Origin of the sequence: Arthrobacter globiformis, assembly GCF_030817195.1 — a bacterium.
GTDB lineage: Bacteria > Actinomycetota > Actinomycetes > Actinomycetales > Micrococcaceae > Arthrobacter > Arthrobacter globiformis_D.
The window spans coordinates 3594584-3616024 of record NZ_JAUSYZ010000001.1; the positions used below are offsets into that span (position 1 = coordinate 3594584).

General features: G+C 62.7%; 13 protein-coding genes and 1 pseudogene. 7 read left to right on the plus strand and 7 right to left on the minus strand.

All coding sequences use genetic code 11. The annotated features are described in order from the left end of the window. Positions 1-50 precede the first annotated feature (50 nt). Positions 51-1259, plus strand: coding sequence for an aminotransferase class I/II-fold pyridoxal phosphate-dependent enzyme (locus QF036_RS16425; RefSeq protein ID WP_307103549.1), 1209 nt, complete (start codon positions 51-53; stop codon positions 1257-1259). Positions 1260-1261: 2 nt separating this feature from the next. Then, positions 1262-2047, plus strand: coding sequence for a spermidine synthase (locus QF036_RS16430; RefSeq protein ID WP_307103551.1), 786 nt, complete (start codon positions 1262-1264; stop codon positions 2045-2047). A 70-nt stretch (positions 2048-2117) separates the two neighbouring features. On the opposite strand, the gene rsmD is transcribed toward QF036_RS16430, so the two are convergent. The 4 genes from rsmD to thiL are packed head-to-tail and all read right to left on the minus strand — an operon-like array spanning position 2118 to position 7064. Continuing rightward, positions 2118-2723, minus strand: coding sequence for a 16S rRNA (guanine(966)-N(2))-methyltransferase RsmD (gene rsmD / locus QF036_RS16435; RefSeq protein WP_307103554.1), 606 nt, complete (start codon positions 2721-2723; stop codon positions 2118-2120). Between the two features lie 36 nt (positions 2724-2759). Beyond that, positions 2760-4979 carry an ATP-dependent DNA helicase RecG gene (locus QF036_RS16440; protein WP_307103556.1) on the minus strand — a complete coding sequence of 740 codons (2220 nt, stop codon included), beginning with the start codon at positions 4977-4979 and terminating at the stop codon, positions 2760-2762. Beyond that, positions 4976-6016 (minus strand): DAK2 domain-containing protein, encoded by a 1041-nt coding sequence (locus tag QF036_RS16445; protein ID WP_307103558.1) that lies wholly within the window; start codon positions 6014-6016, stop codon positions 4976-4978. Before QF036_RS16445 ends, QF036_RS16440 begins: the two co-directional genes overlap by 4 nt. Before the next feature lie 22 nt (positions 6017-6038). Further along, entirely contained in the window at positions 6039-7064 is a 1026-nt protein-coding gene (gene thiL / locus QF036_RS16450) for a thiamine-phosphate kinase (protein WP_307103560.1), read from the minus strand. 57 nt (positions 7065-7121) lie between these two features. On the opposite strand from thiL, the gene QF036_RS16455 reads away from it, so the two are divergent. The 4 genes and pseudogenes from QF036_RS16455 (at position 7122) to QF036_RS16470 (ending at position 12027) form a co-directional block, all read left to right on the plus strand. Continuing rightward, entirely contained in the window at positions 7122-7703 is a 582-nt protein-coding gene (locus tag QF036_RS16455; protein ID WP_307103562.1) for a YdcF family protein, read from the plus strand. Positions 7704-8143: 440 nt separating this feature from the next. After that, positions 8144-9274 (plus strand): non-hydrolyzing UDP-N-acetylglucosamine 2-epimerase, encoded by a 1131-nt coding sequence (gene wecB, locus QF036_RS16460; RefSeq protein ID WP_307103564.1) that lies wholly within the window; start codon positions 8144-8146, stop codon positions 9272-9274. A 100-nt stretch (positions 9275-9374) separates the two neighbouring features. Continuing rightward, a pseudogene (locus QF036_RS16465) lies at positions 9375-10199 on the plus strand (heparinase II/III family protein); the annotation flags it as partial. Positions 10200-10431: 232 nt separating this feature from the next. After that, entirely contained in the window at positions 10432-12027 is a 1596-nt protein-coding gene (locus QF036_RS16470) for a heparinase II/III domain-containing protein (RefSeq protein WP_307103566.1), read from the plus strand. Between the two features lie 56 nt (positions 12028-12083). On the opposite strand, the gene QF036_RS16475 is transcribed toward QF036_RS16470, so the two are convergent. Further along, positions 12084-14459 carry a heparinase II/III domain-containing protein gene (locus QF036_RS16475; RefSeq protein ID WP_307103568.1) on the minus strand — a complete coding sequence of 792 codons (2376 nt, stop codon included), beginning with the start codon at positions 14457-14459 and terminating at the stop codon, positions 12084-12086. A gap of 240 nt (positions 14460-14699) precedes the next feature. Here QF036_RS16475 and QF036_RS16480 point away from each other — a divergent pair, with 240 nt between their 5' ends. After that, positions 14700-15683, plus strand: a complete 984-nt coding sequence (locus QF036_RS16480) for a serine O-acetyltransferase (RefSeq protein ID WP_307103569.1) — start codon at positions 14700-14702, stop codon at positions 15681-15683. A 44-nt stretch (positions 15684-15727) separates the two neighbouring features. Here the strand turns inward: QF036_RS16480 and QF036_RS16485 are convergent, their stop codons facing one another. Together QF036_RS16485 and wecC are read right to left on the minus strand one after the other, a co-directional pair. Next, positions 15728-20155 carry a glycosyltransferase gene (locus QF036_RS16485; protein ID WP_307103571.1) on the minus strand — a complete coding sequence of 1476 codons (4428 nt, stop codon included), beginning with the start codon at positions 20153-20155 and terminating at the stop codon, positions 15728-15730. Between the two features lie 30 nt (positions 20156-20185). Continuing rightward, positions 20186-21433 (minus strand): UDP-N-acetyl-D-mannosamine dehydrogenase, encoded by a 1248-nt coding sequence (gene wecC, locus QF036_RS16490; RefSeq protein ID WP_307103573.1) that lies wholly within the window; start codon positions 21431-21433, stop codon positions 20186-20188. Positions 21434-21441 lie beyond the last annotated feature (8 nt).

The window sequence follows — 21441 nt, forward strand, 5'->3', positions numbered from 1 at the left end:
TGGGCACCGGCCGCCTCGGGGCCGGGGCTGAACAGACAGGCAGGAAACCAATGACACAAACACTTCCGGCGCCCTGGCAGCGTGCGGCCACCGGGGCAAACCTGCTGGCAAGTGACGGCGCTTTGGGCGTGACGATCTTCGAGGAGATGACCACGCTGGCCATGCAGACCGGCGCCATCAATCTGGGGCAGGGTTTCCCCGACGAGGACGGCCCCGCGGAGATCAAGGCGGCCGCCCAGGCCGCGATCGCGGCTGGCTCCAACCAGTACGCACCCGGCAAGGGGATCCCCCAGCTGCGGGAGGCCGTGTCCGCACACCAGAGCCGGTTCTATGGACTGGAGCAGGACCCGGACACTGAAATCATCGTCACCACCGGCGCCACCGAGGGGATCGCCGCGTCCCTGCTGGCGTTCGTCGGCCCCGGCGATGAGGTCCTGACCTTCGAACCGTTCTACGACTCCTACGGCGCGATCATCGGGCTCTCCGGCGCCACGCATGTCACTGCCCCTCTGCTGGCCCCCGATTTCCTCCCTGATTCCGCAGCCCTCGAAGCGGCGTTCACCGACCGCACCAAAGTCGTGCTGCTGAACAACCCGCACAACCCCACCGGCGCGGTCTTCCCGCGCGAGGTGCTTCAGCGCGTCGTCGACCTCGCCCGGAAGCATGACGCGATCATCATCACCGACGAGGTGTACGAGCACCTCACGTTCGGCGTCCGCCACATACCGGTGGCCACGCTGCCGGGGGCCGCCGACAGGACGGTCACCATCTCCTCGGCGGGCAAGACGTTCTCCTTCACCGGATGGAAGGTCGGCTGGCTGAGCGGCCCGGAGCACCTGGTAGCGGCGATCCGGACGGTGAAGCAGTTCCTCACGTACAGTTCCGGCACCCCGTTCCAGAGTGCCATCGCCACGGCCCTGGCCCTGCCGGACGAGTTTTACGAGGGCGTCTCCGCCACACTGCGGAAAAAGCGCGACATCCTCAGCGAGGGGCTGCGCGCAGCCGGCCTGGACGTGTTCACTCCCGATGGCACCTACTTCGTTAACGTGGACACGTTGCCGCTGGGCATCAGGGACTCAGTGGACCTGGCCCGGCGGCTGCCAGGGCTGGTGGGCGTGGCAGCGATCCCGGTGCCCGTGTTCTGCCACCCCGAGGGCGCGGAACGGACGCGCAGCCTGCTGCGGTTCGCGTTCTGCAAGCGCAACGAAGTCCTCGAGGAGGCCGCCGCACGGCTGGCGACCCTCCGGGAGAGGCTCTGACCATGGCCGACGGCGCGTCCCGGGCATCGCGCTTCCTGCGCGCCACCGGCCAGCACGCCGTCATCGAACCGGATACCTATACAGACGGCGGGTTCGTGCTCAGCATCGGCGGGGCCGAGCAGTCCCACGTGGACCTGGCCGACCCCGAGGACATCTTCTACGAATACCTGCGCCGCATCGGGCACATCGTGGACCTCGCCGCTCCGTGGGGTGAACCCATCCGTGCGCTTCACCTGGGTGCCGGTGCCCTGACCCTGGCGCGGTACATCCAGGCGACCCGTCCCGGCTCCGTGCAGTACGCCGTGGAGCTGGAGCGGGAGCTGCTCGATTTCGTGCTGGATCGCCTGCCGCTGCCAGACGGTACCGACCTCCATACCGTTATCGGCGACGCGCGCGCCGCCTTGGCGGAACTGCCCGCGGATCTGCGTTTCGACGTCGTCATCCTGGACATCTTCTCCGGCCCGGAGGCGCCCGCGCACATCGCCTGCACCGGGTTCTACGAGGAAGCCGCTGCACTCCTCACGGAACGGGGCGTGCTGATCGTGAATGTCGGCGACGAACCGGGCCTGACTCTGGTCCGGAGCCAGGTGGCCGGGCTGCGGAGGGCCATGACGGACGTCGCCGCCTGCGCCGAGGCGGGCATGTTCACGGGAAAGTATCCGGGGAACATCATCCTTGCCGGCACCAGGAAGCCGTGGCCGCCGGAATGGACCTCCGCCCTCACGGCACGCGGACCCCATCCGGCCAGGGTCCTGGCCGGCGTGGAACTGGACCGGTTGTCGGACTAGCCGGGCTGTCCGACTAGCCGGGCTGCCGCACTAGCCCGGTTGTTGGCCTCGGCGGCCCGGACCAAGTGGCTCAGTCCTCGGCCTCCAGCGCGAGGTCCACATCCTGGCCGCTGGACGGTTCGGCATACCACAGCCGGGTCTCGCCGTACTTCTTCTCGGCAAACCGCTCCAGGCCTTCGGGCCACGCGGGTTCGGTGGCGCGGGATGACCGTTCGACCACCACCACTGCTCCGTCGTTGAGGTGCGGCGCCAGCTTTTCCAGGACAGACGCCAGCGCGGGCTCATCGAGAGGGTATGGCGGGTCCAGGAAGGCAACGTCCCATTTGGCGTCCCCGGCCGCGCGGTCGAGGAAGGACTCCACCTTGGAGCGGTGCACCGTGACGGACTTGCGGCCCAGGACGCCGTTGATGAGGTCGGCGTTCCGCTGGCACACGGCGCTGGCCTTGGCGTCGAACTCCACCAGATCGACTGATTCTGCCCCCCTGCTGGCGCTCTCGACCCCCAGCGCCCCGGAACCGGCGTACAGGTCCAGGACCCGGGCGCCGCCGAGCACGTTGAACGCGTCCAGCCGGGAAAACAGCGCCTCCTTGACCCGGTCCGTGGTGGGCCGCGTCAGGGACCCCGAAACGTTGGCCAGCGGGGTTCCGCCCGCGGCACCGGCGACGATCCTGCTCATGCCCAGTCCCCCGGCTTGGCTGGGAGTGGGTTCGTGCTAGCCGCGTTCAAGGAACGCCTCCTTCTCGGGATTCAGGTACTCGTCGATGGCCTCGGCAAGTGCCGCGTAGCCGGTCAGCGCGGGGTCTGCGGCAACGATCTTCTGGGCGTCCAGCCGGGCCCGGGCAATGATGTCCTCGTGCTCCAGTACCCGCAGCAGCTTCAGCGTGGACCTGCCACCGGACTGCGAGGCGCCGAGGATGTCGCCCTCGCGGCGCAGCTTCAAGTCCTCCTGGGACAGCTCGAATCCGTCAGTGGTGGCCGCCACGGCATCCAGCCGGCGCCGGCTGGGATGGCCCGGTTCGAGAGTGGTCACGAGCAGGCACGTGCCGGGCAGCCCACCCCGGCCCACGCGCCCGCGGAGCTGGTGAAGCTGGGAGATGCCGAAGCGGTCCGCGTCCAGGATGACCATCAGGGTGGCGTTGTGCACGTCCACGCCCACCTCGATCACGGTGGTGGATACGAGAAGCTTTGTCTGGTTGGCGGTGAAGGAAGCCATGGTTTCCGACTTCAGTACCGGGTCCTGGCGTCCGTGGAGCGGTGCCAGCGCGACTCCCGCCAGTGCGGGCTCCTCTTTGAGATGCTCGACGACGGCGGTCACCGAGGCCAGTTCGCGCGCCGCTCCGTCCCCCTCCAGTTCCCCGGGCTCGGGTTCCGCTTCACCGGGAGTGAAGTCGCCGTCGTCGTCCGCCCCGATCTTGGGGCACACGACGTACACCTGGTGTCCGGCCTCGATCTCCTCACGGGAACGGGACCAGATGCGGGCCGCCCAGGCGGGATTCTCCGCTAGGCCCACCACGTGCGTGGTGATGGGTGCACGGCCGGCCGGCAGTTCGTCAAGCACGGATGTTTCAAGGTCACCGAAGACCGTCATGGCCACGGTCCTGGGAATCGGCGTGGCGGTCATGACCAGCAGGTGCGGCGGCTTGCTGGCCTTGGCACGCAGGGCATCGCGCTGTTCCACGCCGAAGCGGTGCTGCTCATCCACCACGATGAGGCCCAGATCGAAGAAGGTGACGTTGTCGCTCAACAGCGCGTGCGTGCCGACGACAATCCCGGCCGTACCGGAGGCGGCATCGAGCAGCGACTGCTTGCGCGCGGCGGTCGGCATGGAGCCGGTGAGCAGACTGACCTGCACCGTATGCTCACCGAGTCCACCCAGGAGCCCGTCGCGGGCCAGCGGTCCGAGCGTGCGCCGGATGGAATCGAAGTGCTGGGCCGCCAACACTTCCGTAGGCGCCAGCAGCGCAGCCTGTCCCCCAGCGTCGACCACCTGGAGCATGGCCCGCAGCGCCACAATGGTTTTGCCGGAGCCGACCTCGCCCTGCAGCAGCCGGTTCATGGGCCCGTCCTGCGACAGCTCCGCCGCGAGGGTCTTGCCGACGGCGGACTGGCCCGCGGTCAGCGTGAACGGCAGCTGGCGGTCGAAGGCAGCGAGCAGTCCCTCCGGCACGGGACGCCGGGCGGTGGCCTCCTCGGAAGCAAGCTGGGCACGGCGCCGGGCAAGGGCTGACTGGAGGACCAGCGCCTCCTGATAGCGGAACCGGTCCCTGGCCTTCCGCCAGTCCGCCGCGGTCTCCGGGGCGTGGATGAGCCGGTAGGCCTGCGGCAGCGGCAGGAATTTCTCGCGGGCCGAAATGGCCGCCGGCAGCGGATCCCGCAGGGCGTCCAGGTCTGCGGTCTCCAGCAGGGCGGTCATGACTTTCTGGATGGACCAGCTGGTGAGGTGTGCGGTGGCGGGGTAAATCGGGATGGGCATGGCCGCGAGCTTCTCCGGGTCCATGCCGGGGACATCGGGGTCCTCGTCCAGCAGCTGGTAGTCCGGGTTGGTGAGTCCCAACGAACCGGCGTAGCGGGTCACCTTTCCGGAGAACATGGCACGCCGGCCGGGCTGCAGCTCATTCTTGGCGCGGTGGCCGTTGAAGAAACTGATTTTCAGCGTGCCCGTTCCAGCGTCGTCGGTAATGACGACGTCGATGATGAAGCCCTTCCGGGCGCGCATCTGCCGCTTGCTGTTGGAGACGACGCGGGCGATGAGCGTGACGTCCTCATCGAACGGAAGTTCACTGATCGGCGTCAGTTCACCGCGGTTGAGGTAGCGGCGAGGATAGTAGTTGAGCAGGCCGCCCACCGTGGTGATGCCCAGGTGTTTCTCGACCACGGCCGCGGAGCGCTTGCCGATCCGGCGCTCCAGGCCGAGTTCCAGTTCGACGTTCATCTTCCTTCTGCGCTCACTTCTCCTGACGGATCCCGGGGCAGGGCGAGCTCACTGACGGACACTTCCGCCGGATCGCCCAGCGACCTGATCACCCCAAGGGCGGGAGCCGGATCCGGGACGTGCACGTGGACCCGCCACCGGTACCGGCCCTCGGCGTCAGCGGAAGGGCCAACCTGGCTCATGATCACGGAGTCCCCGAGTTCATCCAGGCGCTGCCGAAGCGTGGCGGCGTCCAGCGGGGACAGGCTGATGGTGCACATGACCTCCACGCCGTCGTCGTCAGGCATGTCGGTGTGGATGTGGGGGTCCTGGAGATCGTACCCGTGCAGGCCGTCCAGCAGTTCGCTGCGGAGCTCCTCGCCGAGCACGGCCGAACGGAGGCAATCCAGGATCAGCAGCATTCCCACGCCGCCAGCGTCCACCACGTGCGCTGCCTGCAGGACATTCAGCTGCCCCTCCGTGCGGACCACGGCCTCGAGGGCGGCCCCGACGGCCGCATCCAGGACCAGGCCCAGTGCATGGTTGCTGTCATTGCCGTTCTGGCCGGCGTCGACGGCGGCCGCGGCCCGGCCCGCCGCCTCCATGACGGACAGCATGGTGCCCGGAACGGGGTCGCTCAGCGCGGACCAGGCCCTGATCTGGGCCCGGTTGAGGGCGGCGGCGAGGAGCGATGAGGTGAGCCTGGCATGCCCGGCCAGCGGTTCGGCCGCGGCGCAGAGGAATACCGAGAAGAGCGTGCCGGAGTTCCCCTTGGCCTTTTCCATGGCTGCCTGGCCGGCGCGCGCCAGGACGGCGCCCACGTCATTGAGCTGCGCCTGCTGCCCAGCCGGTTCCGAACGCGCTTCCGGACGGACCTCCGCCGGAAGCTGGCCGGCGCCGGCGGGGGCGGCATCCTGCAGCGCCCGGTGGGCGGCACGGACCGTGAGGTAGAGGTTGGTTCCGGTGTCGCCGTCGGCTACCGGGAAGATATTGATGGCATTGAGGCGGTCGCTGTGGTTGCCCAGTGCGGTTTCGGCCTTGCCCAACCACCGCTTCATCGCTTGCGCGTTCGCGGCAACCTTAGTCTGCAAAGTGATCCCATCCCACGGAGTCAGCGGGCCGTCCCGCGATCGTCACGCCGGGCGCCTTGTCTGCGCCGCAGGCCTGTACTGAGCCTATCCCAGTAAACCCGGGCGGCACCTGCGTGCCCGCCGGGAAAGTGGCCAGAAGCCCGTGGTCTTCCCCGCCGCCGAGCACCCAGGCGCGCGCGTCGGCGCCCAGAAGGGTGGCCGCGGGGCGGAGGGGCTCGGCGAGCCGGCCAAGTTGCCCGGGATCCAGGTCCAGCACAGCGTTGCTGGCCACGGCCAGCCTGGTTCCGTCCCGCACCAGGCCGTCGGAAATGTCCATCATGGCTGTGGCGCCGGACATGCGCGCCAGCGGCCCGGCCTCAAGGGGCGGCTCCGGCCGGCACTGAAGCTCAAGCAGTGACAGCAGCTCCGGCGGAAGCGAACTTACGTGATGGGCGGACTCCAGCAGTGCCAGCCCGGCAGCGGCCCAGCCTGCCCGCCCGGCGATCGCCACCGTGTCGCCGTCCTGGGCGCCGGACCGGAGGACCGGCTGGCCGCCGTCGAGCGTGCCGAGGACTGCAACGGTGACGGACAGCTCGCGGCCGCGGCCAAGGTCGCCACCCGCGACAGAGCACGCGCCCGCCCCCAGCTTGCTGATGGCGGCGGTGAGGCCGTCCGCCAGGTCCTCCACCCATCCGACCGGAGTGTCCGGGGGCATGGTCAGGCTGACCACCATTGAGGTTGCCGACGCGCCCATGGCGTTGATGTCGCTAAGGTTCTGCGCTGCGGCCTTCCACCCGACGTCGTAGCCGGTGGTCCGGTAGCCGTTGTTCCACTCCAGCCGGAAATCCTGGTCCTGGACCTGGGTGTCGATGCTGATGACCGTCCTGCCGTCCGGAACCGCAACGATGGCGGCGTCATCGCCCGGTCCGAGGACCACGGCGGCACTGTGCAGGGCACTGAGTTCCAGGCGCGGGAAAATCCGGGCCAGCAGCTCCGCTTCGGACAGTTGGGCGACAGTCAATGGTGTTTGGTGCACGCCACTACGCTACCGCCACGGACGGACATTCAAGCGGGCCATGACAGACTAGGCGATGTGCCACTGTCAGCCCCGAAGACGCTTTCGATTCTGCGCCGGTCCGCCGCTGCAGCCACCGCCGTCTTCGTGCTGTGGTTAGTCATTGCATACCAACTATTCGTCAACGTGGACCCGTTGGTGCTCCATCGGACGGACGCCGTGATCATGCTGGGCGGGGCAGGAGCAGAGAGACTCCCCTTAGCGCGCCAGACGCAACAGGACCTCGGTATCCCCGTACTTGTGCTGTCCCATACGGACACGCCGGGCAACGCAGCGGCCGACGATGTGTGCAATTCCACAACTTTTCCCAGCCGGTCCCTCATTTGCTTCCACCCGGACGGCTATGACACCAGGGGTGAGGCTCAGAAGATAGCCGACCTAGTCACTCAAAATGGCTGGACATCGATCACGGTGGTTACGTCCAGCTACCACGTCGCCCGCGCGGAGCGGCTCCTTGAGCAGTGCACGACGGCGGAAGTCCAGATGGTTGCCTCCCATCCGGGCTTCTTACCGAGTGAGTGGCTTCAGCGATTCGTACTGGAATCCGTAGGGCTGGTGGACGTTTCCCTCCGGCCGGAATGCCGACAGGATGCACCCTGATGCAAGAATTGATATCTTGAGCCCGGCCGTCGGGTCCAGCTGGCACGCATCATTCCAGGGAGGAGAGACAGTGGCTGACACGCCTGAACCACTGATTCCAGCCCCGCGGCATCTCCGCAAACGGCGCTTTCGCTCCGAGATACCGGACACACATTTCCTCAGTCGGCAAAAGGCTGCGGATTTCGCCCGGAGGCAGAACAACAGAGCGCAGGAGCAGGACATTGTTCCAGACCGCAAGGAGCGGTCCCGGCGCCGAAAGCGCGCAGTGGCTCTTGCCCTATTCGTGTTTGCCCTCCTCAGCATCGTCGCCATCGTGCTCGCCCTCATCTTTGTGAGCTAGCACTCATTGCATTTTCCCGGATGCAATGATTGCTCTGCACATCAATTACGATTGTGGGAAATCTTTCACAATCTCTCGGGGGAATACTGTGTCCAGCATCATGCCGATTTTCGGGACGCGTCCGGAAGCCATCAAAATGGCGCCCATCGTTGCCGCACTGCAGCAGTCTGAACAGTTCGAGTGCGTCGTGACCGTCACCGGGCAGCACAGGGAAATGCTGGACCAGGTCAACGAGCTCTTCGGCATCGTTCCTGACCACGATCTCAACATCCTGCAGCAGCGCCAGTCCCTCTCCGCCATCATGACGCGCACCATCGATGGACTGGACTCCCTCTTCGCGGAAAAGAAGCCCGACGCAGTCATTGTCCAGGGAGACACCACGACCTCGACGGCCGGCGCCATCGCAGCTTTCTACCACGGCATCCCGGTTGTACATGTGGAGGCGGGACTCCGCAGCGGCAACCTCCTCTCGCCGTTCCCCGAGGAAGCAAACCGGAAAATCACCAGCCAGATTGCCAGCCTGCATCTGGCTCCCACCAGCACCAGCAAGGCAAACCTGCTTGCTGAAGGCATCAGCCCCGAAGACATCGTCATCACCGGCAACAGCGTCATCGACGCACTCCTAACCACCGTGGACAAGAAGATTCCCTTCACGGACCCTCAGCTTGAAGAGATCGCGTCCAGCGGCCGCAAGGTACTGCTAGTCACCACGCATCGGCGGGAGAATCAGGGGAACGCCATGCGCGGCGTGGGCCGCGCACTGGCACGTATCGCGGACGCCGAACCCGACCTTGTGATTGTTCTGCCGGCCCACAAGAACCCTGTTGTCCGCGAAGCCGTCCTCCCGGCTTTGGAGGGTAAGCCCAACGTCGTTGTCACCGAGCCGCTGGCTTATGGGGAATTCACCCGCATGCTCGCCCTGGCCCACGTCGTGCTGACGGACTCCGGTGGGGTTCAGGAAGAAGCACCCAGCCTCGGCAAGCCTGTGCTGGTGATGCGCGACAACACTGAGCGTCCGGAAGCTGTGCACGCCGGCACCGTCACACTCATCGGCACCGACGAAGAACGGATCGTGAAGGAAGTCGACCGACTCCTGCATGACCAGGACCACTTTGACTCCATGGCCAACGCCATCAACCCCTATGGGGACGGAAAGGCCGCCGCCCGCACGGTCGCAGCCATAGCGCACATGCTCGGGCTCGGCCCCACAGTTGAGGAATTTCAGCAGTGAACAAGCCGAGGAATTCCGGGTCTTCATCGCCTCTTACCCAGTCCGCCAAGCACCACTAGCCCTGGATAGCAGTTTGAACCACCCTGACTTCTTTGAGTCGATGAAAGACGCGGTAGCCCGGCAGTTGCCACGTTCGGCTAGCGACGCGTCTCGGTCGCGCGCGGAGCGCTTTCAGCGCGACGGCTCTATTGAGAGTCCTCGGTTCGGTGCCATTGCGTATAACGACGGCGACGCTTGGGGGGATTCGACGGAGCGTGCACGTTCCCGATTTCTTCATGGCTTTCTTTTCTTTACTGACTGGCACGCAACTGTTCTGGCCGATCCAGCTGTCCGGGAAGGCTATGCAAAAACCGCTGTCAGCATCTTCCGTCGGTGGGCGGCCCTCTACGGGGATGGAACACGTCTCCCAGAGGTGTCCCACCATGACGAAACCACGGCACAGCGGCTCATTCAGCTGACTACGTTCCTTCTGGAACTAAAGAGCCTCGTCCCGGAGGACGACTATGATTGGCTCTTCGAACTCGCCAGGGGAACGGCCGCACTACTCGCCACGAAGGACTTCCACTCCACCGGAAACAATCACGGGATGTTTCAGGATCTCGCCCTCCTGTATTTCAGTGTCACGGGGGACGGGTTACCTCAAGCGGAGCGCCTGGGGTATTTCGAGATCTCGACGCGTCGATTGCACGCGTATTTCTCTTCGGCTTTCACGGCTGAGGGTGTGCATATCGAGAACACGCCGACGTACCACCTCATGGTTTCCAAACACGTGCACGGCGTTCTGCAGATTCTGTCGGAAACCGGGCACGCCCACGTCGAGTACTACCGCTCACTGCTGCAACATGCGGCTGAGTACGCAACCCATGCGCTAATGCCTAATGGCATGTATCCGCCGATCAGCGACACCACCCAGCAGGAGGAGACCGTCGCGGCGAGACAGAATATCTTTGAAAGCCAGGAGTTCGTTTACGCAGCATCGGCAGGCAAACGCGGCACGCCACCCAGCTCCAAAACGTTGGTATTGCCGGACAGCGGGTATGCCATTTACCGAAGCTCGTGGGGTGATCCCGATGCCACGTTCGCATTCTTCTCGGCGGCCTACAACGCTAATTATCACAAGCACTCGGACGACCTGAGTTTTTTCCTGCGTAGCGCCGGTGTCGACCTGCTGTGCGAGCGCCGGGCCCTATGGATACGATTACAAGAACCCCTACACCAAGTTCGCATATTCATCGTACGCGCACAATGGCCTCATTGTGGATGGAGTATCGCTTCCCCGGACCGACAAGCTGGCCCACCTGACCACTATGGAGTCTCACACGGTTCGTGAAGACGGCTACTCGGTGACCGGACGGACGGAACGCCTCAGGGACACAACTCACAGCAGGACCGTCAATATCCGCGAGGCTTCCGGTATCCCTGAAATAGACATAGAGGACACAGTTCTCAGCCAGGACCAGCACAATTACGAGTTGCTGTGGAATATTGGTCCCGATGTCGAACCCGTGGTGCACGGGCAAGGGTTCGAACTGTTTCACGGCGGCCGCAAAATCATGGACCTTCAGTTCGATGCTGACGTCGCAACCACTACGTCACTCCATGTTGGCGAGAAAAGCCCGAAGTACCTTGGTTGGCGCTTTCCAGCTTTCGGCAAAGCCGTGCCGGCCCCGGTTATCCGGATCCAGTTCACCGGACGCAACGCAAGGATCCGCACACGCATTCGTCTAGGGAAGTTCAATTACCTGGACCGGGGACTTCACGACAAAACGCTGGGATGGCGCAGGACGAACGGTGACGTAGGTCTAAACTACCTTTCCGTGCCTGCCCGGACGACGTCCGGGGCCACTAAGCTAGCGGTGGTCTTCTCGGCGATCCACCAGCCCGGCGACTTCACATACAACTACAAGAAATCGGTTGATGAGTCTGGCGTGCACGCGCTGTACATCCTCGACGACTTTGGGGATCAGGGATCATATTATCTGGGAGACCACGGTGACCGCGCGATCTTCGAATCCGTACAGCAGCTAATAAGCGGGGAACTCAACCGACTCGGACTCAGCGTCCGGGACCTCATCACCGTTGGTTCCTCCAAGGGAGCCAGCGCTGCAATTATCCATGGCATCGCCGCCCGTGCCGGGCGGATCCTTGCAGGGGCTCCCCAGGTAAATATCGGGTCCTTTCTCCGGAATCCGCATCCAAACATTCTTAGTTTCATCATGGGTGACACGTCGGAGTCCTCGATCTCACGGCTCGACCGCGTCATGTTTGAGGCCGTCGACAGCCTGTCCGAGGAGACGCGTCTTTCCATAATCGTGGGGGAAGGTGACCACCACTACAGGAACCATGTGTTGCCCCTCATGGAATACGCCGCTGCGCAGTCAAAGCAAATACGGCTAACCGTCCTCCCGGGATTACCCCACGCCGAGATCGGCAGCGTCTTTCGAAGCTTCGTCAGCGCCAATATTCATCAGGAAATCTTGGGATCCGGCGATGAAGCCATGCCTTACTCTCTGTTGTCATCGCAATCCCAGCCCGGAAAGCTTTCGTTGCGCATCCACATGCCACCCGGCCGGGAGGTGGCCTGCCGCCTGTACCGTGACTCGAACCTGGTGGACCGGACGCAGTACTCACCTGTGGACACTGTTGCATGGGACGGACTGGCCGCCGGACGGTACAGAATGCGGCTCTTTATACGGAACACCGCGGAGGACACTGCAAGTCCGTTCACCACAAGATGGTTTTCGGTCCCGTAGCCGTCCGCTCCGCTGGAAGGAACGAAACGGACGGCCACTAGGAACACCGCGTTGCCTCAGTAGGCGGTGGTGGTGAGGCTCAGGCTCTTAGTCTGCGGCATCGAGAGCTTGACCAGAGTCAGCGCCGATCCGCCCGGGCCAGTTTCCGGTGCGGCTACAGCTGTGAGTGCCGAGCCTGCGGGCATCCCGGTGAAACGGAGCGTCAAGGCTTGGCCGCTTCGCCGCAAAATGACGCGGTCGGATCCTACGCTTACCGTCGCATCAGTGACCCACTGCCACACCAGATCCGTGGCCGCGTCTGACTGGAAAACATCCTTGATCAGCAGGCTGCCGGACCCATGGGAAATCGAACGGCTGGCGGCGGTGGCTCCCGGAAATGCCTGCCGCAGATCGACGGCCGCAGCTGACGCCGAGGCCGAAGTTACGGCTGCAACCGCGGTTGTCGGCTGGTTCGTGTCCTTGACCATGAGGGTGGAATGCGCGGACGTGCCTGGCTTCCAATAGGTCCAGCGGGTGGCATCGGAATAGTAGCCGGGGGCGCTACCGGTCTGGCCCCCCGGGTCCACGGACCACTGCACGCCGCGGCGGAAGAAAGATACCGAGCCCAGATCGAGATGGGCATGGTTTGCCGCGTTGTTCCCTCCCTTGAGCGTTGCCGTGCTGCCGGGAAGATGCAGGGCGGCGAAGCCAGTCTGTGGGAACAATGCAGATTTCTTGGCAGGGACAGTGCCTGCGTTGGTCATCCACCACATGAGGTATGCGTCGGGTTTTTGTGTAAACCGAGCTTTAACCCAAGCCATCACCCCTGAATCACCCCGCACATGTGCATCCCAAGCAGGCATGAGAGGGCTCAGCTCTTCAGGTTGGGCGTCCGCAAAAGGTGTCGGACGGGCGTCCGGGCCCGTGCTGTTCAGGGCGTAATACGACACCTTGGACAGGGACGGCATGGAAACCGGAGCGGTGGCATAGACGTTTGGCAGCGTGGAGTAGAGCATGGAGACCGCACGGCTCTGGTAGGTCCAGTAGCCGGGTCCTTCCTGAGTGCCCCCATCCGTGGTAATTGCCCGGAGCGCGGGCTGTATGGATTCCAAGGACTCTTTGGCAAGAGCCGCCGCCTGAGCCGGCCACTTCTTGAGGAATACGGCGGCAGCGACAACGTTGGCAGAATTATGAATGACTGCAATGTTCGTGCCCGCATCCACGAAGTTCTCTTTGTCAGCCTGAAGGCAGGTCTGTGGCCCCAGCCACCGAACGAGGACCGTTTCCTCCATGCCGACGGCCTTGGTCCAGTCCGTCGCGGTCGCAGCCGCAAGCAGCAAGTGAGACGAATCCAAGGTGTCCATGCCCTCCGGCCCGGCAGAAAGGATCTGCCGGGCCTCTGATGCCAACACATCTCGCGCTTTCACGTCCGATCCTGATAGCCAGCCATACCCTAATCGGGCAACACGTGGAGCATAGGCCGTTCGTAGCTGCGTCAAGGTCAGGGTCGTGGCCGCTTCGGCAGCTGCCGACCGCAGCATTTGTGCGTGCACGCTGCCGAGTGCCGGATCAGCGCTCACTCGCAGCTTAGCGTCCGCAACCAGCTTGCTGCTTGTAGCAACTCCCGGCCCCGTTAGAGGAAGCTTGGGCTGGTAGGCCGAGATGGCTAGTGGCAATGCGCACCCTCCTGCAAAACCCACCCACCCCGACACGCTCGGTATAGTACCGGCATCATTTTGCAAGGCTCCCAACCAGCCGGGCGAGCTCATCGAAACGGCTGGCACTGCCTTTCCAATTACTCCTAGCTGCTTGTTCGTGTCCACCGCCAAATGAGTGGAAAATGCGCTGGCGCGTGCTTGGGTGGCCGCATATGCGGATGCAGTGACGCTACCGGCATTCAGTCCGCTGAGGGCGCCCGTGGCGACGTTCTGCTGAATGGCCCGGAGATCCTCCAGCAGGGACAAATTCGCAGCGGTCTTCCGAACCGTCGCGGCTTTTAGCGCCTCCGACTCCATTCTTACCGCCGCAGCGTCCATGGCTGTTTGCGTGGTGGCGAGGGTAAGTTGGTTGCCGGCCTCTTTCAGGGTCAAAGTACCGGCAGCGATTGCATCCTTCACGACCAGGGCTTTCGAACGCGCGAGCTCGGTGATATACGGCCGGGCATTCACGTAGTCCTGTGCAGCTGCATAAGACACCTGACGCAGCGCCGCCCGCTGCTCACTCAGGGTAGCGGCTGCAGCGGGGACCGCAAACAGACCACAGGTAGTGACGGCCAAGACGACCGTTGCCGCTGCGTGCCCAATACGTGTGCGAGACCTTTGCCATCGTGTTTTCTGCCCACGGCGATATAAGGGCAGCCCGATCGACTGTTTCATCAGATCAACTCCAGTTCGGCGAGTATTTGCATCGACCCGGGAGATGAACTTCCCGCCCGGACCGTTCTCATGTTTCAACTACGCAGAGAACTGTCAGCATGCCGCTCACTGGTTCCCCCCATTACTCAATATTACCGAGGATGTCAAATTCGCATAGTGAAAGACCCATCTTGTCGTAACTATGACGGCGGTGATATCCGGCCGGCCGCCCCTATCTACGGGGGAAGTAAAATTGAGTGGCAGAACCATCGGAATGTAGGGCCGGACTGGGATAACACGATCAGGCCGGCGGAAATGAGACACATGCAAAGCGTGGAATTGACGCTCGAAAACCTATTCCAGTTGAAGGTGACGGTCGAGGTGCGGGCCCGGTTCTACGCGTTCTACCTCTACTACGGCGATGATGTCCTGCGCCGCACACCCTACTCGAACGACAGCTCATACAAGTTTCCCTTGGACAAACCCGGAACATACCGTGTGAAGTGGTACGCCAAGTCGGCCTCTGGCGAGACGACTTCCGGGTTGTCGGAGCGGATTCGTTTTGACGGGTTCAGGGACACACCCTCCAGCGCTAAACAGACCGATTATGCAATAGCCGGCGTGTCAAGGACCAGCGGATTCGTGGCGCACGTCTTTGCTGTCCGGAACACTGTTCAGTGTTTTGCGGACCCGACAGGCGAGCATGTTGGCTCAAGCTTCTTCGATCTGCCCGTTGTGGCTGTCCAGGATATTCCTGCCGATGTAACCCTTATCGGCCATGAAACGTATGAAGCCGACTTCTCCGGCCTGCATCCTTTGACCCTGGCCAACGGTGCGGTGGACATCCTCTCCAAGGAACTCCACCGCTTCGGCGTGATGGACCTATACCGTATTTCACGGTCGGCCTATCTCGAAGGTTTCACGGACGGCGCCTACTACATCCAGACTTTCATCTTCAATAAGTACAATTGCCGAGTTCCCTTCCTCGCCCGAATCGGAGAAGGCACCCGGCTGGGTATCGGTGGTATTGGGACCGTCATCCACCCCGACTCCATCATTGGCCGGGACTGCGTCATAGCCCAGAATGTCACACTCGGCGGGAGGGTGAGGGGCAACGGGACCCCCGTTATTGGGGACAATGTCTTCATTGCGCCTGGAGCAAAGTGCTTTGGCGGAAAAATCGGCAGCAATGTTGTTGTCGGCGCCAACTCCGTAGTCTTGGATGAGATCCCGGACAATTGCGTGGTGGCCGGCGTCCCGGCTCGTATCATCAGCCGTGACATCGAGCGCTACAGCGACTACACCGCGAGGCCTAAGCGTTGATTGCGATCAACGCTAAGGCCTCGCGGTTACACAGCCGCTCAGTCCTAGCTCGGGCTCCCGCCGACAACCAAGGCTGCCAGCTGAGGGAGCACGAGTCTGGCGTCCAGATTTGCGGCCACGAAATCTTGGGCGTCAGCGCCTGATTGCCGCCAGCGCTCCTCATCAGCCAGGCCGATCAGGTGTTCAGCCATCTGTTCAGTATCAGAGTGCAACCAAGTTGTCGGGTAAATCTGATCCGCCCCGGGCCATGCAAGGCTGGCGGGAACGGCCCCGGATGCGGCTCCATCCGGCAGCGTCAGGTGGAACGATTCGAAGTCGCTGACGGACAACACGATTCCGATCTTGCGATACCACTCGGCCATGTCGTCCCCTTGGGGATCAAACGTTACGGCACCGGCGAGCAGCGGATCAGCCTCGAGCCGAGCGTACTGCTCCTCGTAGAAGGCATTTTCCTCGGGACGGTTGGCCATCCAGGGGAAGTCTTCCGGGCGCTTTCCCTTGATGAAAAGGTGGTAACGACTGTCACGGGCCCGCAGAGCCTTCAGCACGTCCAACGCCTTGTCGAGGCGCTTTCTTGCCGGGACTATGCCGACGAAGCCAATGTTGAACCGGGCATCTGGGCTCTTCGGCTGACGGAGGGCATCCAGGTCTATGGCATTCGGACTCACAGTGCTGATGTCCCGCGGGACTCCGTGGTCCCTGACGGCTATGTCGAGGATGTGTTGCCCAACAAACACCACGTCGTTGACCCGTTCGTAGTCGACATTGCGTAGGTAAGGGCGGAAGATCTCTTGGAGGTGCACGCGTGTGACCATACGTTGGTGTGGTTGTTTGTTCTTGGCATACCAGACCGCGTTACCAAGCGTCCACTCGCAGAAGATCACATCGGCCCGCCGGATGAGGCTGAGGCTTTGTTCCTCATCATGTTTGGTGTGATCGTGCCACTGGTCGATCAATACCCGGTGTCCTTGGGACCGCAGTTCCGCCAACAGGCCTGTGGCGAACTTCAGATCGTGACCGGCCACGAGAACGGTTTTCGGCCTAACCGTGCCCTCCGAAACGCTAGTTTGCGAAGCCTGTATTCTCAGTTCCCGTCGCAGTGTGAGATCCACATCCGGTCCGTCGGAGTCCAGCATCCATATCGTTGGGCACCCAGGCTCGGCAGAACCGTAGGCTGCGAGTCCAACACCGGGGGTGTTCAGGCCCGCATCGCTAATCGAAATCGAGTTCCACTGTCCGAATGAATTGGCCGTCAGCAGGTCCTCGAAAACGGTACGGTCAGCATGGCCAGTTCCAGAGGATCCCAAATATGTCAGTCCCTCAGCCCGGGCGATCTCCTGTGCCTCCTCGCAATCCGTAACAAGTCGAACGGGAAGCTCGCACTCTTCGGTGGAAGAACGGCAGTAGATCGCAGCGGGCCACACCGTCTGGGAAAGGAGCAGGGAAGCCGTTTCCGCATCAAGGGCATCTACATAGACTCCATAGCGCGGGGGCGTCGGAGCGATGACTTGCAGTCCTGCCGTACGAAGGATGTAGGCGAGCCGGTGCGCCGCGGTGTGGGCGCGGTGCACATGACGGTAGGCCAACCAGGCGTCTGCGAGGCGTGCCCGCTCATTTGACATCCACTCCTCGATCAGAAGTTCCGCTGCCTCGGCATCCTTCACTACAGGTACCAGTCCGTTGAGGACGTGCTCAACCCCGAGTCCCTTGCCGCTGATGACGGCGGCACCCGAGCCTGCAATCTCCATCACCCGCCGCGAAAACATCGTGGGTGAGCCATCCACCGAATTCACGTTGACGTGGACTGGATGGGCTTTGTAGGCCTCCACCATGTCGGCATATTCAAGCCCTCCCTGCACGAAGGGGGCGAGGTCATCGGGGAAACGGTACGGGCTCTCCGGATTCAGGTGCTGGCGATCGTAGATTGTCAGTCCGTGGGCTTTCGCCAGGTTCAGCAGCTTGGCCAGCTCCTCAGACCGGGCCTTGAATCTGTCGCCGTAGTACGAGCCGGCGTACGCAAGTGTGTGTAGATAACCGCGGGTTGACGGAACAATGTTATGGAGCCTCGGCTGGGCGTAGAAAGGCAGCGAAGCAACCGTCAGTTGCCTTGGGCCACGATTCGCCTTGTAGCGTCGCAGGCAGCTAGCGTCCGTGGTGAACACATGATCGAAGCGCTCGGCAGTCCTGCTGAACCTGTTGTAGTGGACAGGGTCTTCCTTGTTCCAGAAAATCGTGGGAACGCCGGCCGCATTGCACCAACGGAGAATGGATTCCAGGGTGGAGAATCGTTCCTCATCGTAGAACCCAACCTTTTGCTTCCAAAGACCGTCTATCCCCTCCCACGCGGACTCAACAAAGAGCGCGTCCACTCTCTGCGTCTCCAGTTGATCCCACCATGTGTCCGGGTGGAGTACCAGCAGGTTGGCTTCACCCTTCAGACCCTCCAACGTGAACTGGTCCGAAATGATGCCGATGGTTATGTTCTTGAGTTCGCGCGCCGGCACTCGTGCGGCAGCTTGGGCCCCACGGTGCACGGCGCCGATTCTATGCCCGGCAGCTTTCCAGGTGCGCTCGCTCACCGCCCACAGGCGAGCCCTCATTCCCAGGGAAGTTCTCAAGTCCTCATCTCGGGCCAAGGACAAAATGGCTTCTGCCAGTGAATCAGGGTTTCCCGGTTCGCAGATGATCGCTCGCGCCTGGCCTTGACCGGCCAGGTCACGCAAAGGTGCCAGGTCGCTAAGCACCACCGCCTTGGCACTCGCCATGGCTTCCAGCGGCTTAAGTGGCGATACCATCTCGGTGACGGGCAGCCGGCGCCGTGGGCACGGCATGATGTCGAAGAGGCTGACGTAGTCCGGGACATCGCCCGCGGGCACCCTTCCCGTGAACGTGATGAGGTCGAGTACGCCCAGTTCGGATGCTTGTCGCTTTAGTTCGGGTAGCTGAACGCCGTCGCCAACGATCACGACCCGGACGTTGGCATCCTGATCTCGGAGGATTCGGGTGGCAGAAACCAGGTCCTCAAGGCCCTCATAGGGAACGAGCGACCCGGCGTAACCAACTACGACCGCGTCGTCAGGAATATTGAGCTTCCTGCGCAACGGCGCAAGAGCCGGCATGGGCGCAAATTCATCCGTATCCACGGAGTTCGGCATCAGCGAGATCGAGTCCGGGCTCACGCCCCGTGCCACCAGCTCATCGCGCACCTGGGGCGTAATCGCCAACACGGCATCGGCTTCCCGGGCAACAAATGTCTCGAGCCGCACCGCTAGCTTGTAGCGGTCGCTCTCATTCCAGGTCGGATTCGTCGAAAGCTGCGTTATCTCCCAGAGGCCACGGACCTCATATACGAACGGTATTCCCAGTCTGCGGGCCGCCACCAAAGCAGGTAACGCCGTCACATAGTTCGACGCCGAGTGCACCAATGACACCCGGTTCCGTTGCGCTTCACGAACGTAAACGTCTGCGGATTCCGTCAGGTAGAAGTCCAAGCGATCAGCAGTCCAGGTGGGTCCTGGATTGTAGATGTGCGTAACACCGCTGACATCCAGTTCGAAGCGTGCAGTGGCACCTGGTTCTACATCAACCTTGGAATCCCACGGGTACCCGGGGCGCGCGACCACCAGCACGTCCTCATCATTTGCCTTGAGGCCGGCAACGATCCCCGCCGTCCGGGTGGAGTAGCCGTTGCTGTTGAAATGCCCCGTGCTGTGGGCGCAGTACATGATGCGGTTGCGCTCGGCCAGGTAACCGGCGTTCGGCTGCCGCGGCGATAGGAACGGCTCGCCGGTCAGTAGCTCATTTTGACCGAGAATGTTTTGCACCAAGGCGGCTTCGGACCCGGAAGCGCCACGCAGCAGCGCCTCATTGCGACAGATGAATTCGGCGGGCTCAACTAGTGCCCCGCGGACAAAGTAGTCGTGCGACAGCAGGCGAATTGCGGCTCCCCTGGAAGGAGCTGCCTCAAACTCTGCCAGAAGCTGTTCCCTTGTTGCCGGGGCGGGTTTCTGAGGCTTGGCCGAAGAAGTGGGTTTGCTCGGGGTGGGCGCGATTGCAGTCCCGTTGCCGGGAGAAACATCCTTCGACAAACTAGGCGGGACTGCGGTCCGGCTCCTTTTCAAAGTGGCCCGCAACCGGCGCCAGGGGGTTATGATACTTCCCATGATTAGTCGGGCAGGCTTCGCCACAGCTCGAGCAACCCTGACGCTCCTGGACGCACGCAGCGACTTCAAAGACGCCTTCAGTTCATTGCTCTTCTGATGGGCAGCGGTCAGCTCACCCTTTGCATTATCTCGCGCCCGCCGCATGGCGCGGAGGTCCTTCTCCAGGGCTCGAACGCGGGCTAGATTACTGTCCTCCCGTTTCCGCAGACCTTCGTAGTCCTCGATGAACGAGTCGACGTCCTGCAAATAACGCTTGCGCTTCGCAAGACGGACCGTTGAATGTACAGAAACTTCGTCCGCGTACTTCATATGAAGGCGCCTGCCTGCCCGTCTATCTACTTACTGCCAGAGTCCCCGAGTGTCGACGACGCTCTTGCCGTCCAAAACACCTGGATCGATTTCCTTGAACTGATCGTGATCCACCAGGAGAAGAACGACGTCGGCCGCTTCAAGTGAGGCGTCCAGTTCGCCCAAACGAATGTTGGTGGCGCCGGCAAGCTGCCGGGGAAGGCTTTCAACGTGCGGTTCCACCACCAGGATCTCGGCGCTGCCATGCTTCCGTCCGAGCATCTCCGTAATGGCCACCGCCGGGGACTCCCGGAGGTCGTCGATGTTGGCTTTGAAGGCGAGCCCCAAGACGGCGACAGTGGCGTCATCTTTTCCGGCGATCCGTTCCGTGACCTTCTCTATGACCCATTCCGGCTTCGCGTCATTAGTATCTCGGGCCTGACGGATCAGCTTCGCCTCGTCCGGTGCTGCGGCGACTATAAACCAGGGATCAACAGCAATGCAGTGGCCGCCCACACCGGGTCCTGGCTGCAGGATATTGACGCGCGGGTGGTGGTTGGCCAGCTTGATGAGCTCCCACACATTGATTCCGAGCTTATCGCTGATCACAGACAGTTCGTTGGCGAAAGCGATGTTTACGTCCCGGTAGGAATTCTCCACAAGCTTTGCCATTTCGGCTGTTGCCGCATCGGTCACCAGGATCTCGCCTTGGCAGAAGACGGCATAAAGGGCCTTTGCAAGCTCTGCCGCCTCGGGAGTCAGCCCTCCCACAATGCGGTCGTTGGTGACGAGTTCGATCATGATACGACCGGGAAGAACACGCTCGGGGCAGTGGGCGACGTGAATGGACTGCTTGCCGTTGGCGCCGTCGAGGCTAAGATCCGGCCGCAATCCGATGATGTACTCGCCCAAGTGCTGAGTTGTCCCTGGCGGCGAGGTGGACTCCAGAATGATGAGCTCACCTCCTCGGAGCTGAGGCGCAATCCCACGGGCGGCGGCTTCGATGTAGCTTACGTCTGCGGTTCGGTCCGGGTTGAACGGCGTGGGGACGGCGACGATGTAGGCCTCCGTCCTGGGTGTTTCCGTTGCGGCTTTCAACTTTTGCTGGCTGACGGCGCCGGCAACGTATGAAGCCAGGTCTGGTTCAACGAACGGAACCTCCCCTCGGTTGACGGATTCGACAGTCTTCGAATTGACGTCGACGCCCACGACGGAAACACCGTTGCCAGCGAGAATGGCCGCTGTCGGCAACCCGATGTAGCCAAGGCCGATAACAGCTACACGTTCGATGGTATTCAAGTGAACCC

Coding starts and splice junctions, on each gene's coding strand:
- QF036_RS16425 (WP_307103549.1), top strand. CDS start 51: ATGACACAAACACTTCCGGCGCCCTGGCAGCGTGCGGCCACCGGGGCA.
- QF036_RS16430 (WP_307103551.1), top strand. CDS start 1,262: ATGGCCGACGGCGCGTCCCGGGCATCGCGCTTCCTGCGCGCCACCGGC.
- rsmD (WP_307103554.1), bottom strand. CDS start 2,723: ATGAGCAGGATCGTCGCCGGTGCCGCGGGCGGAACCCCGCTGGCCAAC.
- QF036_RS16440 (WP_307103556.1), bottom strand. CDS start 4,979: ATGAACGTCGAACTGGAACTCGGCCTGGAGCGCCGGATCGGCAAGCGC.
- QF036_RS16445 (WP_307103558.1), bottom strand. CDS start 6,016: ATGAAGCGGTGGTTGGGCAAGGCCGAAACCGCACTGGGCAACCACAGC.
- wecB (WP_307103564.1), top strand. CDS start 8,144: ATGCCGATTTTCGGGACGCGTCCGGAAGCCATCAAAATGGCGCCCATC.
- QF036_RS16485 (WP_307103571.1), bottom strand. CDS start 20,155: ATGAAGTACGCGGACGAAGTTTCTGTACATTCAACGGTCCGTCTTGCG.